This is a genomic window from Dermatobacter hominis (genome assembly GCF_020715685.1).
Taxonomy (GTDB): Bacteria; Actinomycetota; Acidimicrobiia; order Acidimicrobiales; family Microtrichaceae; genus Dermatobacter; species Dermatobacter hominis.
Map to the genome: position 1 here is coordinate 3,918,782 of NZ_CP085840.1, position 15,683 is coordinate 3,934,464.

Annotated in this window: 14 protein-coding genes; 6 read left to right on the forward strand and 8 right to left on the reverse strand. The window is 74.0% G+C overall.

The annotated features are described in order from the left end of the window. Nucleotides 1-57: 57 nt before the first annotated feature. From ahpF to LH044_RS18395, 3 genes are all read right to left on the reverse strand, one after another. Entirely contained in the window at nucleotides 58-1,641 is a 1,584-nt protein-coding gene (gene ahpF / locus LH044_RS18385; protein ID WP_227757047.1) for an alkyl hydroperoxide reductase subunit F, read from the reverse strand. Between the two features lie 115 nt (nucleotides 1,642-1,756). Further along, a complete protein-coding gene (gene ahpC / locus LH044_RS18390) occupies nucleotides 1,757-2,320 on the reverse strand; it encodes an alkyl hydroperoxide reductase subunit C (RefSeq protein ID WP_227757048.1) in 564 nt (187 codons plus the stop codon). Nucleotides 2,321-2,505: 185 nt separating this feature from the next. Then, nucleotides 2,506-6,279, reverse strand: coding sequence for a GAF domain-containing SpoIIE family protein phosphatase (locus tag LH044_RS18395; protein ID WP_227757049.1), 3,774 nt, complete (start codon nucleotides 6,277-6,279; stop codon nucleotides 2,506-2,508). 223 nt (nucleotides 6,280-6,502) lie between these two features. Between LH044_RS18395 and LH044_RS18400 the strand changes: the two genes are divergently transcribed. Next, complete coding sequence (locus LH044_RS18400; RefSeq protein WP_227757050.1) at nucleotides 6,503-7,309, forward strand: sigma-70 family RNA polymerase sigma factor; 807 nt, start codon at nucleotides 6,503-6,505, stop codon at nucleotides 7,307-7,309. 66 nt (nucleotides 7,310-7,375) lie between these two features. On the opposite strand, the gene LH044_RS18405 is transcribed toward LH044_RS18400, so the two are convergent. Then, complete coding sequence (locus tag LH044_RS18405; protein ID WP_227757051.1) at nucleotides 7,376-8,224, reverse strand: sigma-70 family RNA polymerase sigma factor; 849 nt, start codon at nucleotides 8,222-8,224, stop codon at nucleotides 7,376-7,378. A gap of 18 nt (nucleotides 8,225-8,242) precedes the next feature. After that, a complete protein-coding gene (locus LH044_RS18410) occupies nucleotides 8,243-8,626 on the reverse strand; it encodes an ATP-binding protein (protein ID WP_227757052.1) in 384 nt (127 codons plus the stop codon). Between the two features lie 292 nt (nucleotides 8,627-8,918). Here LH044_RS18410 and LH044_RS18415 point away from each other — a divergent pair, with 292 nt between their 5' ends. Next, nucleotides 8,919-9,110, forward strand: coding sequence for a CsbD family protein (locus tag LH044_RS18415; RefSeq protein ID WP_227757053.1), 192 nt, complete (start codon nucleotides 8,919-8,921; stop codon nucleotides 9,108-9,110). Between the two features lie 115 nt (nucleotides 9,111-9,225). Here the strand turns inward: LH044_RS18415 and LH044_RS18420 are convergent, their stop codons facing one another. Then, nucleotides 9,226-10,446 carry a citrate synthase gene (locus LH044_RS18420; RefSeq protein WP_227757054.1) on the reverse strand — a complete coding sequence of 407 codons (1,221 nt, stop codon included), beginning with the start codon at nucleotides 10,444-10,446 and terminating at the stop codon, nucleotides 9,226-9,228. 164 nt (nucleotides 10,447-10,610) lie between these two features. Here LH044_RS18420 and LH044_RS18425 point away from each other — a divergent pair, with 164 nt between their 5' ends. Next, nucleotides 10,611-11,840, forward strand: coding sequence for a citrate/2-methylcitrate synthase (locus LH044_RS18425; protein WP_227757055.1), 1,230 nt, complete (start codon nucleotides 10,611-10,613; stop codon nucleotides 11,838-11,840). A 43-nt stretch (nucleotides 11,841-11,883) separates the two neighbouring features. Here the strand turns inward: LH044_RS18425 and LH044_RS18430 are convergent, their stop codons facing one another. Both LH044_RS18430 and LH044_RS18435 read right to left on the reverse strand, forming a co-directional pair. After that, nucleotides 11,884-12,204: an ArsR/SmtB family transcription factor gene (locus tag LH044_RS18430; RefSeq protein WP_227757056.1), complete on the reverse strand. Its 321-nt coding sequence runs from the start codon at nucleotides 12,202-12,204 to the stop codon at nucleotides 11,884-11,886. A 38-nt stretch (nucleotides 12,205-12,242) separates the two neighbouring features. Continuing rightward, a complete protein-coding gene (locus LH044_RS18435; protein ID WP_227757057.1) occupies nucleotides 12,243-12,662 on the reverse strand; it encodes a hypothetical protein in 420 nt (139 codons plus the stop codon). Between the two features lie 121 nt (nucleotides 12,663-12,783). On the opposite strand from LH044_RS18435, the gene LH044_RS18440 reads away from it, so the two are divergent. The 3 genes from LH044_RS18440 (at nucleotide 12,784) to efeO (ending at nucleotide 15,670) form a co-directional block, all read left to right on the forward strand. Next, nucleotides 12,784-13,422, forward strand: coding sequence for an ATP-dependent Clp protease proteolytic subunit (locus LH044_RS18440; RefSeq protein WP_227757058.1), 639 nt, complete (start codon nucleotides 12,784-12,786; stop codon nucleotides 13,420-13,422). A 179-nt stretch (nucleotides 13,423-13,601) separates the two neighbouring features. Next, nucleotides 13,602-14,489 carry an iron uptake transporter permease EfeU gene (efeU, locus tag LH044_RS18445; protein ID WP_227757059.1) on the forward strand — a complete coding sequence of 296 codons (888 nt, stop codon included), beginning with the start codon at nucleotides 13,602-13,604 and terminating at the stop codon, nucleotides 14,487-14,489. Continuing rightward, a complete protein-coding gene (efeO, locus tag LH044_RS18450; RefSeq protein WP_227757060.1) occupies nucleotides 14,486-15,670 on the forward strand; it encodes an iron uptake system protein EfeO in 1,185 nt (394 codons plus the stop codon). The genes efeU and efeO overlap by 4 nt, the downstream gene beginning before the upstream one ends. Nucleotides 15,671-15,683: the final 13 nt, after the last annotated feature.

The window sequence follows — 15,683 nt, forward strand, 5'->3', positions numbered from 1 at the left end:
CCCCCGGATCCGGGTGCCCGGTCCGGGAGCGGGGCGTGTCGGCGGCGACGGGATCGGTCAGACCCCGGCCGCCACCGGCTCCGGCGTGCTGGTGCGGATCAGGTGGTCGAAGGCGCTCAGCGACGCCGTGGCGCCGGCACCCATCGCGATCACGATCTGCTTGTAGGGCACGGTGGTGCAATCGCCCGCCGCGAAGACGCCCGGGACCGAGGTCCGGCCGCGGTCGTCGATCTCGATCTCCTTGCGGGGCGACAGGGCGACGGTGCCCTCGAGCCACTCGGTGTTGGGGAGCAGGCCGATCTGGACGAACACGCCGTCCAGGTCCACGTTCCGCTCCTGCTCGGTCTCGCGGTCCCTGACCGTGATGCCCACGACCTTCTCGCCGTCGCCGAGCACCTCGGTGGTCAGCGAGCTGACCAGGACGTCGACGTTGGGCAGGCTGCGCAGCTTGCGCTGCAGCACCTCGTCGGCGCGGAGCTGGTCGTCGAACTCGATCAGCGTGACGTGGGCGACCACGCCGGCCAGGTCGATCGCGGCCTCGACGCCGGAGTTGCCCCCGCCGATGACCGCGACGCGCTTGCCCTTGAAGAGGGGTCCGTCGCAGTGGGGGCAGTAGGTGACGCCCTTGTTGCGGTACTCCTGCTCGCCCGGCACGCCCATGCTGCGCCAGCGGGCGCCGGTCGACAGCACGACGCTGCGGGAGCGGACGACCGCGCCGTTCTCGAGCTCGACGCCGACCGGGTCGCCGGGGCCCTCGCCCGGGACGAGCCGGACCGCCCGCTGGAGGTCCATGACGTCGACGTCGTAGTCGTGGACGTGCTGCTCGAGCGCCGAGACCAGCTTGGGGCCCTCGGTGTAGGGGACGGAGATGAAGTTCTCGATCGCCATCGTGTCGAGGACCTGCCCGCCGAAGCGCTCGGAGAGCACGCCGGTGGCGATGCCCTTGCGGGCGGCGTAGATCGCCGCCGCGGCGCCGGCGGGGCCGCCGCCCACGACGAGCACGTCGAACACGTCCTTGGTGGCGAGCTCGGCGGCGCGGCGCTCGGCGGCGCCCGAGTCGAGCCGGGCCACGATCTCGTCGAGCGTCATGCGGCCCTGGCCCCAGGGCTCGCCGTTCAGGTACACCGACGGCACGGCCATCACCTGGCGCTCGTCGACCTCGGACTGGAAGAGCGCGCCGTCGATCGCGGTGTGGTGGATGTTGGCGTTGAGCACGCTCATGAGGTTCAGCGCCTGGACCACGTCGGGGCAGTTCTGGCACGACAGCGAGAAGTAGGTCTCGAAGTGCAGCTCGCCCGGCAGGTCCTGGATCTGGCGGACCGTCTCCTCCTTGGCGGTGGACGGGTGGCCGCCGACCTGGAGCAGCGCCAGGACGAGCGACGTGAACTCGTGGCCCATCGGGATGCCGGCGAAGCGGATCGAGACGTCGGTGCCGGCGCGGACGATGGCGAAGCTGGGCCGGCGATCGTCGTCGTCGGTGCGCTCGTGGGTGATGCGGGGCGACATCGCGGCGATCTCGTCGAGCAGCTCGGCGAGCTCAGCGGACTTGGGTCCGTCGTCGAGCGAGGACCGCAGGACGATCGGCTGGGTGACCTTCTCCAGGTGGGAGGTCAGCTGTGCGGCGATGTTGGCGTCGAGCATGTCGGGCTCCGGTTCACGTGGCCGCGGGGGCGGCGGGGGGGTGGGGGGGATGTGGTCGGAACGACGTCGGGCCGGGGGCGTGCGCCCCCGGCCCGACGTGCAGAGGGGGTGTCGGTCAGATCTTGCCGACGAGGTCGAGCGACGGAGCCAGGGTCTCCTCGCCCTCCTCCCACTTGGCCGGGCAGACCTCGCCCGGGTGGGCGGCGACGTACTGGGCGGCGCGGACCTTGCGGAGGAGCTCGGCGGCGTTGCGGCCGATGCCCTCAGCGGTGACCTCGGTGAACTGGATGACGCCGTCGGGGTCGACCAGGAACGTGCCGCGGTCGGCGAGGCCCTGACCCGGGCGCAGGACCTGGAAGTTCTCGGACAGCTGCCAGGTCGGGTCGCCGATCAGCGGGTACTGGATCTTGCCGATCGTGTCGGACGTGTCGTGCCAGGCCTTGTGGGTGAAGTGGGTGTCGGTGGACACGCCGTAGACCTCGACGCCGAGGGACTGGAAGGCCTCGTAGTTGTCGGCCATGTCGCCGAGCTCGGTGGGGCAGACGAAGGTGAAGTCGGCCGGGTAGAAGAACACCACCGACCACTTGCCCTTGAAGTCCGCCTCGGACACGTCGATGAACTCGCCGTTGTGGAAGGCGGTGGCGGTGAAGGGCAGGACTTCGGTGTTGACGAGGGACATGTGGACCTCTTGGCTCTCTGCTCGCGAGACGCGTCGGTCTCGTGGATGCGGTTGTCGGGGGTTTCGGAGGTCGCCGTCGATAGGCGACAGCGGAGAGACTACCCGCTATCCATTGACCGCATCAATCGAACCTGTCGATCGGTTCGATTGACGACGTCGATCGAAGTTCCCCGATCTCGCCGGTGTCATCGCGACCGCACTCCCACCCTCGCGGATCGATCCACCGTCGGCGCCCGACCGCCACCCCCGACGCGGGCCACGACCACCAGCGCGACGTCGTCGTCGGTCGGCCGGCCGCCGAGGCAGCGCTCGATCAGCTCGTCGGCGACGTGCTCGACGTCGGGCGCGGTCTCGCCCCGCGAGCCGAGCACGTCGCCCATCGCCGCGGCGAGGCGCTCCAGCGACACGTCGATCGATTCCCTCCGCCGCTCGACGATCCCGTCGGTGTAGATCGCCAGCACCGAGCCCGGGGGGAACGGCGCCGAGCCCGGCGTGACGGCGGTGCTCGGCACCCCGAGCAGCGGCTGGCGGCCGTGCTCGAGCAGCTCCACGCTGCCGTCGGGGCGCGCCAGCACCGGCGGCAGGTGGCCGGCCGACACGTAGCGCAGCGCGTCGGACGTGGTGTCGAACACCGCCGTGCACGACGTGGCCGTCAGGCCGCTGCCGCCCTGCTGCAGGAGCGCCGCCACCTGCGGGTACACCTCCTCGAGCGGCGTGGCGCTGCGCAGCAGCGAACCGATGATCGCCCGCAGCTCCACCATGTCGGCCACCGCGTTGATCCCGTGACCGGCGATGTCGCCGACCACGACCGCGAAGCGGTGGTCGTCGAGCTCGATGCCCTCGAACCAGTCGCCGCCCATCCCCACCTGCGCCGAGGCGGGGAGGTAGCGCTCCGCGATCCGCAGGCCGGCCGTGGCGGGCACCGGTCGCACGACCCGTTCCTGCAGGCTGCGCACGAGCCGGTGCTCGGCCTCGCGCAGCCGCGTCCGCTGGAGCGTCTGGCTGCACAGCTCGGCCAGCGTCCGGAGCTTGGCCCGGATCGTCGTCGAGAGCTCCTGCGCGGCGTCCCACCCGACGGCCAGCACGCCGAGATCGGTGCCGTCGGGCGCCACGAGGGGCAGGTGGGCGACGAGCTGGACGCCGAGCGCACCGAGCGACCGGGCGGTGTCGGGCCCGTAGACCTCGGCCAGCTCCTCCCGGGGTGTGACCACCACCTCGCGGCGTCGCAGGCACTCGCGCCTCGGGTCGCGTCCCGGGCGCCCCGCGCCGTCCTCCGGGGCAGCGGCGATCGGCACCTCGGCGCCCCCGTCCAGGGGCAGCACGGTGCCGTCCTCGGCCATCAGCGCCACGTCGGCCAGCACCGCGCCGACCGGCCGGGCCCCGCCCGCCACCACCGAGCGGCACAGCTCCTCGATCGAGCGCACGTTGGCCAGCGCCCGTGCGAAGTCGGCCATGCTCTGGTTCCGCTCGGCGCTGCGGCGCAGCTCGTCGACGAGCCCCGTGCGCTCCAGCGTCTGGCCGACCATGCCGGCGACGGTCGCCAGCGTGTCGCGCATCTCGTCGCGCACGACGATCGGCCGGTCCCACAGGACGCTGATCGAGGCCACGATCCGGCCGGCCCGGTCCTGCACCGGCACGGCGGCGCCGGCATGGACGCCGAGGGCGTCCCACACCGGGGCCATCTCCGGGTAGCGCTCGTCGCCCTCGTCGCGGTTCGTCACGAACACCGTCGTGCCGTCGCGCACGGCGTCCGTCGCCGGCGTGCGGCTCTCCAGCGCCGAGCTGAGGTAGTCCTGGCCCAACGTCGTCAGCCCGGTCTCGACGAGCGAGCGGGAGTAGCGCCGGACCAGCTGGTCGCCGTCGATGACGCCGACCACCGAGTAGACCGCGCCGAGCGGCGCGAGCACCGACTCGGTGAGGAAGCCGGCGATGTCGGCCGTGTCGGCCCGGGCCGCCAGGCCCTGCGCCAGCTCGGCCATCGCCCGGCTCCGCTCGGCGTCGGCCGCCTGCTCCTCGATGAGCTGCGCCCGCCGCACCGACTGCGCCGTGATCTCGGCCACCGTGGTGAGCTCGTTCACCAGGTCGTGGTCGAAGTCGACCGCACCATCCCACGCGAAGGCGATCGCGCCGATGACCCGGTCGTCGGCGCGCAGCGGGAACGCCGCCCGCCCACCCAGGCCCAGGTCCCGGTTCGCGACGTCGGTGTCGGGGTAGCGGGCCGCGTAGGCCTCGAGGTCGGGGAACATCACGGGCGCGCCGGTTCGGACCGCGTCGGTGAAGGCCAGCGGGGCGTCGAGTCGCAGCTCCGAGAACACCTCGAGCACCCGCCCGCCGATCGTGTCGCCGTGGTACACCCGCAGCACGTCCACCTCGTCGTCGCGTACGCCGACGCTCGCCGCGCCGGCGCCGACGACCCCCAGCGCCATCGACGTGACGGTCCGGGCGGTGTCGGCGACCGTGTCGACGCCGGCGAGGCGCTCCGCGAGCTCGGCGAGGTGCGAGGCCCGGGCCGAGACCCGGTCGGTGAGCGCGGCCCGGGCGAGGCTCTGCTCGCAGAGCTCGCGCACGGTCTCGAGGGTGGCCGTCGTGCGCTCGTCGAAGCGCGGCGGCCGCCACCAGATGATCCCCACGGTCGCGACGACGCCCCGGCCGGGGGCCTCGAGCGGCAGCACTGCGGCCGTCCGGGCGCCGGCGGCGAGCAGCCGGTCCGACACCTCGGCGGGAAGCTCACGCTGCCAGTCCTCGGCGTCCTGCAGGAGCACGATCGAGCCGTCCGACACCGCATCGGCCAGGGTCGGGATGTCGCCGAGGCGGATCTCGGCGAGCCGGTCCGCGACGGCCGGGTCCACGTCGGGGCCGTGGTGGAGTCGCACCACGCCGGCCTCCTCGTCCACCTCTCCGAAGGAGGCGACCTCGGCGTCGAACAGCGCCGGCACCTGCGTGCTGATGACGGCCGCGACCTCGTCCGCCGTCGCGGCCAGCGCGAGGTGCTGGGCCAGCTCTGCGGTCCGGCCGATCATGGCGTTGGTCCGGCGGCGCTCCCGGTCGTAGCGGGCGCTGCGGAGCCCGACGACCCCGGCCGCCACGACGATCACCGCGGTGATCCACAGGAGGAACCAGCTCAGCTCGTGGTTCACGCTGCGGCGGTCCTCGACCTGGGTCGACAGCCGCTGCTCGTCGACGTCGACCACCCCGGTCACCCCACCGGAGGGCGCGGGGTCGCTCGCGGCCACCACGGCGTCGCCGTCGGTGACCCGGTACCGGACGTCGCCCTCGAGCCGACCGGTGATCGCGCCGTCCACCTCGCCGGGCACGTCGGCGGTCATCACGACGCCGAGCACGATCGGCTGCCGGTCGTTCTCCGGCAGGACCCGGTAGACGGGCTTGAGCACGGCCAGGCGGGCCGACCCGTCGGGGGTGGTGTACAGCGTCCGCGCCGGCCGGCCGGACCGCAGCGCCCGGGTGGCCGCCGCGGCGAGCGGGGTGTCGGCCGGGTAGACGGTGCCCTGCTCGATGCCCGCCAGCGCATCGGCGTCGCCCGGCGCGGCCCGGGGGCCGGCCGCCGACAGCTGGACCGTCCACTCGACGGCGGGGGCCGACGTGTCGACCGGCGTCAGCCAGGCCACCGGGCGCGACGTCCCCGCGTCGCTCACGTCCTGCACGAGCCGCTCGAGGCCCTGCTGGGTCACCGAGCCGTCGACGCCGATCAGGACCGACGCGCCGCTGAGCGCGACCACGAGGTCGTCCGCCACGCGCTCGACGGCGTCGCGGACGTCGCCCGCGGCGGCCCGCTGGCGGGTGGCGGCGTCGCGCTCGGCCACGCGCCACGCCACGGCGGCGGCCAGGGCGCCGGCCAGGATGACCACGAGGATCACGATCCACGTGGCGCGACGGGGCGACGGCGAGCGGTCCGCGGGGACGGACCGCGGCATCTCGAGCGCGGGATCGGGCGATGGCACGGCTCGCGAACGCTAACGGCCTGGGCCCGCGGCCGGAAGGGCCAGGGTGACCCGGCGAGCCCCCGCGCGGCCGGGATGCGGGTCCAAGGGTTTGAACGCAGGGGCGGTCGGGGTACGACGCGCTGGCACGGGGCACGACGGCGTGCCCCGCTGCTCGTGGAGCCGACCCAGGATCGGACCCGCGGAGGCGATGCAGACCGGCGGCGGACGGAGGCCCCTGACCATGACCACGAGCGCAGCAACGGATCCGATCGGCCCGGGTGCCGGCGGGCGGGCCCGCTCGAGCGCGCTGTCGACGGACGAGGTGGCGGCACTCATCGACGAGTACCACCGCACCGGCGACCGACACCTCCGCAACCGGGTCGTGGAGGCGCACCTCCACGTGGCCGACCACCACGTGAGCCGGTTCTCCCGGTCGGTCGGCGCCGCGTCGGACGACCTCCGCCAGACGGCGCTCCTGGCGATGATCCGGGCGGTGGACCGCTTCGACACCGGCGTCGGCGTGACCTTCCGGACGTTCGCCTCCCGGACGATCGAGGGCGAGCTCAAGCGCTACCTGCGGGACCGGGCCTGGACGGTGCGCCCGCCGCGACGGGCCCAGGAGCTCCACCTCCAGGTCCGGCGCGCCTCCGAGGACCTGTCCCAGTCGCTCGGCCGTCCGCCGACGGTCCGCGAGGTCGCGACCGAGCTCGACACCGAGGTCGACAACGTGCTCGAGGCGATGGAGGCCGGCCAGGCCCGCAGCGCCACGGGACTCGAGGCCCCCGGGTCCGACGGCGAGGAGAGCTCGTCGCTCGGCCGCCTGCTCGGCGCAGTGGACCCCGCCTACACCGAGGTCGACGAGCGGACCGTGCTGCGGGAGGCCGTCGCCACCCTCGACGAGCGCCAGCAGCTCGTGCTCCACCTCCGCTACGTCGAGGAGCTGAGCCAGCCCGAGATCGCCGAGGAGGTGGGGCTCTCCCAGTCCTACGTCTCCCGGCTCCTGCGCGGCAGCCTCGAGCAGATCCGCTCGGAGCTCGTCGCCTCCTGACGGTCGCGCCCCGAGACCCGCACCCGGCCCGTCGCCGCCGCGGCCCGCGCCGTCCGGTCGGTCCGATCAGTCCGCCTCGGCCGACCGCATGCGGACGAAGCTCTGGCGCAGCAGGCGCGACACGTGCATCTGCGAGAGCCCGACCCTCGCCGCGATCTGCTCCTGGCTCAGCTGCTCGTAGAAGCGCAGGCGGATGATCTCCTGCTCCCGGGGTTCGAGCGTCGACAGCAGGCGCTCGACCTGGTCCCGGTCCTCGACGTCGCCGGTGCTCCCCGGGTGCCCGAGGGCCGCCTCGTGATCGTTCGGGGAGTCGCCGTCGGGCCGGTCGAGGCTCGCGGCCCGCCGGGCCGAGACGGCACCGATGGCCCCGACCACCTCGTCGGTCGACACACCGAGGTGGTCGGCGAGCTCGCGGACGGTGGGGGAGCGCGACAGCCGTTGCTCCATCTCCTCGGAGGCCCGCCGCACGGCGACGTGGAGGTCCTTCACCGAGCGCGGCACCCGCAGCGACCACGTCTGGTCCCGGAAGTGGCGCTTGAGCTCGCCCTCGATCGTCCGTCCCGCGAACGTGCTGAACGCCACGCCGCGCTGGGGGTCGAAGCGGTCGAGCGCCTTCACGAGGCCGAGCAGCGCGACCTGGCGCAGGTCGCTCTCGTCCGACGAGGTCCGGTAGCGGGCGGCGAAGTGGTACGCCAGTCCCATGTGCTCCTCGACCAGGGCGTTGCGCAGCGCTCGGTCCCGGGTCCGGGCGAACTCCTCGAAGCGCTCGTCGTCGGCGCGGGCACCCTGGCCGTCCGCCGCTCCCTCCGCGTCCTGCGACGGGGTCGGGTCGGGTTCGGTCGGCGGCGACTCGGAGGCGTCGGGCGGCTCGGTCGCGTCCGGAGGCTCGGTGTGGTCCGGGGGGTCGGTGGACATGGAGGTCGACGGTCGGCGCTAGACGGCGCCCAGTCGCTTGCGCACCCGGAAGGACCCGTCGCCGACGTCGTAGCTGTCCACGGTCGCGTCGAGGATGCGGAGCGTGAGCTGGTCGGGGCTGACCCGCGAGGACGGACCGTTGCAGCGGCCGGTCACGTGGATCGTCCGCTCGTCGCTCCACAGGTGCACGACGACCGAGCCGCCCTCGGCGGCCTCGACCATGAGGCCGACCAGCTCGTTGACCGCGACCCGGAGGTCGTCGACGTCGTCGATCACCGGATCGAGGTCGGCGGCCATGCTCGCCGCGGCGACGCGGATGAGGGCGACGAACCGCGGCTCGGCCGGGATCTCGACGCAGACCGCGCCCGCCGGGCGCTCGGTGGTCGTGGTCTCCTCGATCACTGGTCCTCCCCTTCGGTCATCCCCCGGGCGCACGGATCGTGCCGGCCACGTGGTCCCGGGGACGCTACCGCCAGCGGGACGTGACCACCTCGGGCGTCAGGAAGTCCCATCGTCAAGCCCATCGTGGCCCGCAGCTACCCCGTCGGGGCCTCCGTCAGACCTGTGCCCCGCCCCGGTGGCGCCTGGCACGTCGCGTTTGAGCGGCCGCCGGGTCGGGTAGCGCGTTGGACGTCCGGGGCGACCGCTCCGCACACTCGGGGCCGAGGCCCCGTTCGACGATCGGAGGCACGACGTGGCTGGAACGACCGATGACCTGAAGGGACGCGCCAAGGAGGCCGCTGGTGACCTCACCGGCGACCGCGACCTGCAGCGCGAGGGCAAGCTCGACCAGGCGGCGGGCACCGTCAAGGACAAGGCCGCCGACGCCAAGAACTGGGTCGAGGACAAGGTGGACGACGTGAAGGACCGCGTCCGCAAGGACTGACCGTCCCGATCCGACTCTCGTCACGGTCGCCGTCCCAGCGCGGGGGACGGCGACCGTGGCGCGTCCGGGCCCTGGTCGCCCGTCCGGCTCCGGTCCTGGGCGCCGAGCGCGGCCGTCAGCCGGCGAGCGGCGGTACGGGCCGCGGCGCGGCCGGACCGGTGTAGCGGGCCGACGGGCGGATGATCTTGGGGTCCCGGGCCTGCTCGAGCACGTTGGCGGTCCAGCCGATGGCCCGGCTCGACGCGAACACCGGGGTGAACATCGACCGGGGCACCCCGCACAGGTCCATCACGACCCCGGCGTAGAACTCCACGTTGGTGCGCAGCTCCCGGCCCGGTCGGTGCGCCGCCAGCAGCGCCACGGCCCGGGACTCGACCCGCCGGGCGTGCGCGACCCCGGCGCTCGCCTCGTCGGAGCGGCGGCCCAGCTCGGCGGCGATCTCCCGCAGCAGCACCGATCGCGGGTCGTCGGTCCGGTAGACGGCGTGGCCGAAGCCCATGAGCCGCTCGCCCCGCTCCAGGCGCGACCGGATCGCGTCGTCGACGTCGTCATCGGAGCCGTCGGCGGGGATCGCGTCGAGCAGGTCGAGCGCGCGGCTCGGGGCGCCGCCGTGCAGCGGGCCCGATAGCGCAGCGACCGCGGCGACCACGCAGCCGGCCACGTCCGCGCCCGTGGACGCCACGACCCTCGCCGTGAACGTCGACGCGTTGAACCCGTGGTCGACCGTCGTGACCATGTAGGTCTCGAGCGCCCGGGCGGCCTCCGGGTCGGGCTCCTCGCCGGTGAGCATCCAGAGGAGGTCGGCGCCCGGCGCCAGGTCGCCGCGGGGCTCGACCGGTGGCTCGCCCAGCGCGGTGCGGTGCAGCGCGGCGACGATCGTGGGGGTCACCGCCGCGAGGCGCAGGGCGTCGTCGCGCCGGCGTGGTTCGGGGGTGTCGAGGAGGGGCCGCATGTGCTCCTCCTGGCCGACGAGCGACAGGGCGGTGCGGAGGCCGTCGAGCGTCGAGCCGGCCCCAGCGAGGTGGGGGAGGACCGAGCGCACGGCGGCCGGGAGCGAGCGGCGGGCCCGCACCTCGTGGCGGAACTCGCGGCGGCGCTCCTCGTCGGCGGGGAGCTCGCCGTCGACCATGAGGGCCCAGACGTCCTCGAGGCCGCGGGACCGGGCGAGGTCGACCGCCGAGTGGCCCCGGTAGTGGTAGAAGCCCTCGTCGCCCCGGACGTCGCCCACCTCCGTGTCGGTCACCACGACGCCGGCGAGACCTCGGGGTGCCAGGATCGGTCCGTCGGTGGCGATCGCGGTCGGGGTGGGCTCGGTCGGGGGCACGTGGGGTTCCATGGGCGGATCGTCCTCCCGCCGGCCCAGCTGATCAACGTTGATTATCGTCAATCCCGACCGGTCGGACGACGCGGCGCCGCCCGGCCGCAGTCCGCCACGAGCAGGGCGCCCGCCGTCGCCCCCACCCCTTCCGCCGTCGATCAACGTTGATTAGCGTCGCGAGGGTGGCGGTGCAGCAGCGACGGATGGACGCCCACCAGGCGGCACAGCGGCTCGGCGTGAAGGTGGAGACCCTCTACGCCTACGTCAGCCGCGGGCTCATCAGCAGCGAACGGGGGGCCGACGGCCGGAGCTCGACGTTCGCGACGGCCGACGTCGAGCGCCTCGCCCTGCGTGGTCGGCCCCGCCGGAGCTCGAGGGGCCCGGTGATCGACGTCGCGGTGGAGACCGCGCTCACCGACATCGACGGCCGCCGCCTCCGGTACCGGGGCCAGGACGTGGTGGGGCTGTCACGCCGCTGCTCCTTCGAGCAGGTCGCGCACCTCCTGTGGGACGGCTCGGTGCCGGAGCCGGCCCCGAGCTGGGAGGCGGGCCACGTCCTCGCGCCGGCGCCGGCGACCGCGTCGATGCTCGACCGCCTCCGCCTGGCCGTGGCGCTGGACGGATGCCGCCCGCGTCCGCCGGTCGACCTCGGGCCCGACGGCGCGGGGTCGCTGCTGGCGGCGGGCCCCGAGCTGATCGCCACGATGGTCGACGCCCTGCCCGCTCGCAGCGGCGGCGCGGTGCCGACGCTGCGCCTCCCCGACCGCCCGGGGGTGCGCGGCACCGTGGCCGCCCGGCTCGCCGTCCGGCTGACCGACCGCCGGCCGGCGCCCGCCCTCGTCGCCGCGGTCAACGCCGCGCTCGTGCTGCTGGCCGACCACGAGATGGCGGCGTCGACGCTCGCGGCCCGTGTCGCGGCCTCGGTGCGGGCCGACGCCCACGCCGTGGTGTCCGCCGGCATGGGCCCGGTCGCCGGCGCGCTGCACGGCCAGGCCTCGAGGGCGGTGCGCGCCCTGTTCGAGGATGCGGCGCGCACGAGCCCGGCCGCCGCGGTCGGGCGGTGTGCGGATCGCCCGGGACCCGTCCCCGGCGTCGGCCACGGCCTGTACCCGCACGGCGATCCGAGGGCGGTGGCCCTCCTCGACGCCGTCCGCGCCTCGGGCGGATCCGCCCGGCGCATGCGGCTGGTCGACGAGGTGGTGGCCGAGGTCGCGGCGCAGGGGCTCGGCCGGCCCAACGTCGACATGGCGCTCGGCGCGCTGGGCCACACGTGGTCGATGCCGACCGACGCGGGCGAGGCGGTGTTCACCGTCGCCCGCTCCGCCGGGTGGCTGGCCCACGGCGCCGAGGAGTGGGCGAGGCGCCCGCTGCGGTTCCGGGCGCGCGCCCGCTACGTCGGCCCGCGCCCCTGACCCAGGGGCGCGCTCGTGCCGGGGCGTGCGGGCGACCGCTGCGTCAGTCGGGGCGGGCGGCCTGCTGCAGGCGGTCGAGCCGTCGGTCCCAGGCGTCGCCGGTCCGACGCAGCCACTCGGCGGTGTCGCCGAGCGGGGTGACGTCGGCGCGGAATCGGACCTCGCGACCGGCGCGCTCGCCGTGCACGAGCCCGGCGCGGTCGAGCACGTCGAGGTGCTTGGCGACGGCCTGGCGGCTGATGTCGCGGCCGGCGGCGAGCTCGGTCGCGGTGATCGGGCCGTCGGCGACGACGTGCTCGAACACGGCGCGACGGGTGTCGTCGGCCAGGGCGCTGAGCACCGGACCGGGGTCGAACGCGGTCACCGTGCGGGCCTCCTCGCGGGCGGCCTCACGTCGCGCCCTCAGGCCGGCGCGGGCGCCGTGCTGGCGGCGGCGATCTGCAGCACCAGCAGGCACACGCTCCACTTGAGCCCGTCGAGGCCCGGGGTCGCGTCGCGGCCGATCGAGGCTGCGGCGGTCGGCACCTCGCGCACGGTCACCCGGCTGCGGTCGACGGACAGGTGCTCGACCTCGATCGCGACGTCGGACCAGGCATCGGGCTCGTCGGCGGGCCGCCAGCGCCACGTCACGCCGGACGGGCCGACGCGGAGGTCGGCGACCTCCCGGCGCACGCCATCGTCGGTCGTGACGACGGCGCCGGCGCCGCCGCCGGGCTCCCACCGGCCCAGCCAGGTCGAGAGCACGTCGGGGTCGACGAGGGCGCGCAGCGCGCCTGCGGCGTCGAGGTCGAGCTCGGCGGATCGTTGCACCACGTCGGTCATGGTGAGGAGGGTAGCGCGAAGTGCAAGTGGTGGGTTGCGCATGGCGATCGCGCGTCGTACCGTGAGGCGCAACCCACCAGTTGCACGTCGTGGACGGCGTGCCCGTCCCGAAGGAGCGCCCGTGCTCGTCCCCACCGTCCTGCTCCCCGGTCCCGGCGGCGACCGGGCCTACGACCTCTTCTCCCGGTTGCTGTCGGACCGCATCGTGTTCCTCGGCTCGCCGATCGACGACCAGGTCGCCAACCTCGTGATCGGCCAGCTGCTGCACCTCGACGGCGAGCACCCCGAGCGCCCGATCAGCCTCTACATCAACAGCCCCGGCGGGGAGATGACGGGCCTGTTCGCCATCCACGACACGATGCAGCACGTCCGCTCGCCGGTCTCCACGATCTGCGTGGGCCAGGCCGCCTCGGCCGCCGCGGTCCTCCTCGCCGCAGGGGAGCCGGGCCGGCGCTTCGCGCTGCCGAACGCCCGCATCCTGCTCCACCAGCCGCACGGCGGGGCCCAGGGCCAGTCGACCGACATCGAGATCCAGGCGCGCGAGATGGTCGAGATGAGGGAGCGGATGGTCGAGATCCTCGCCCGCGCCACCGGTCGCGCGACGAAGCAGCTCCACCGCGACCTCGACCGCGACTTCATCCTCCGAGGCCAGAGCGCCGTCGACTACGGGGTGATCGACGAGGTGCTGGCCGACCGCCGCGAGCTGGCGACGACGCCGACCGGCTTCGACCGGTCCGACGCGGTCGCTGCGTCCCGGTGAGGGGTGGCGCCCGGCCCCGCTGAGGGGTGCCGCAGCGAACGTGGTGGGTGTGCCGAACCGGAGCTTGAGCCGCGCTGCCCCGCAGCGTTAGGTTTTCTTGAGGTTAGGTATCCCTAATAGGGCCGAGCGCCGGTGCACCGGCTCCGTCCCGCCACGACGCTGCTGACGAGGAGGTCGCCGTGTTCGCGAACTTCCTGATCGGGCTCCGCGAGGGCCTCGAGGCCGCCTTGGTCGTCGGCATCCTCGTCGCCTACCTGGTCAAGACCGGTCGCCGGTCGCTCCTGCCGCGCATCTGGCTCGGGGTGGGCATCGCGGTCGTCATCTCGGTCGGCTTCGGCGCGCTGCTCACGTTCGGCCCCCGAGGGCTCACGTTCGAGGCGCAGGAGGCGATCGGCGGCACGCTGTCGATCGTCGCGGTCGCCTTCGTGACCTGGATGGTCTTCTGGATGGCGCGCCAGGCCCGCAACATCAAGGGCGAGCTCGAGGGCCGCATCGACGACGCGGTCGCCGGCGGCATCAGCCTGACGATCCTCGCCCTGCTCGCGGTGGGCCGCGAGGGCCTCGAGACCGCGCTGTTCCTCTGGGCCGCCACCCGGGCCACCGGCGACACGCTGGCGCCGCTGCTCGGCGCCCTGCTCGGGCTCGTGGTCGCGGTCGTGCTGGGCGTGCTCGTGTACCGGGGCGCGCTGCGGCTCGACCTCCGGCGCTTCTTCACCTGGACCGGCGGGTTCCTCGTGGTCGTCGCCGCCGGCGTCGTGTCCTACGGCGTCCACGACCTGCAGGAGGCCGGCATCCTGCCCGGCCTCGACAACGCCGCCTTCGACGTGTCCAGCACGATCCCACCCGGGTCGTGGTACGGCACGCTCCTCAAGGGGACGGTCAACTTCAACCCCCGGACCACGTGGCTGCAGCTCGTCTGCTGGTTGCTCTACCTGGTGCCGACCATGACGCTCTTCATCCTCCAGGTCCGTCGCCCCGCCTCGCCCAGCCCGTCACCCTCGGGCGGCGGCGCGCCCGGCGCCCCGGACCGCACGGCTCGAACCATCACAGAAGGAACCACTGCATGAACCGCTACGGCCGCCGTCTGCTGGCCCCGTCCCTCGTCGCGATCGTCGCCCTGGCGGGCGCCTGCACCGACAACACCAAGGAGGAGGCCTCCGACGAGGGCTCCGGCGGCAGTGGGCCGACGACGATCAGCGTCGAGAGCAACGACACCGAGTGCACGCTCTCGGCGACCAAGGCCCCGTCGGGCAACGTCGTGTTCAGCGTGGAGAACACCGGCGGCCAGGTGACCGAGTTCTACCTGCTCGCCGAGGACGGCGTCGCGATCATCGGAGAGGTCGAGAACATCGGCCCCGGCCTGAGCCGCGACCTCGTCGTCCGGGCGGAGCCGGGCTCGTACGTGACCGCCTGCAAGCCCGGCATGACCGGCGACGGCATCCGCGGCGACTTCACCGTCACCGACTCGGGCGAGGAGGACGCGACGACGGGCGAGCTCAAGGAGCTCGAGGATGCCGCCACCGCGCAGTACAAGTCCTACGTGGAGCAGCAGGTGGGCCTCCTGGTCGCCGGCACGCAGAAGTTCGCGGACGCGTACAAGGCGGGCAACGACGACGAGGCCCGCGCCCTGTACGCCCCGACCCGGGCCTACTGGGAGACGATCGAGCCCGTGGCCGAGAGCTTCGGCGACCTCGATCCGAGGCTCGACCTCCGCGAGGCCGACCTGGAGGAGGGCCAGGAGTGGACCGGCTGGCACCAGATCGAGAAGCAGCTCTGGCCGCCGGCGGGCTCCACCGAGCTCGACACGCCCGAGCAGCGGGCCACGATGGCGGACCGGCTCGTGGCCGACACGAACGAGCTCGCCGATCGCGTGACCGACGTCGAGTTCAAGGCCGACCAGCTCGGCAACGGCGCCAAGGAGCTCCTCGACGAGGTGGCGACGGGCAAGGTCACCGGTGAGGAGGAGGCCTGGAGCCACACCGACCTCTGGGACTTCCAGGCCAACGTCGACGGCGCCCGTCTCGCCTACCAGGCCCTGCGGCCGATCGTGCTGGTCAAGGACCCGGACCTCGCCGAGACGCTCGACGCCGAGTTCGCAGCGATCCAGACCGAGCTCGACAAGTACAGGACGGCCGACGGCTTCCAGTACTACGACCAGCTCACGCAGGAGCAGGTCAAGCAGCTGTCCGACGCCGTCAACGCACTGAGCGAACCCCTGTCGCAGCTGACCTCCGTGGTCGTGCTCTGACGGGCCGGGAGCA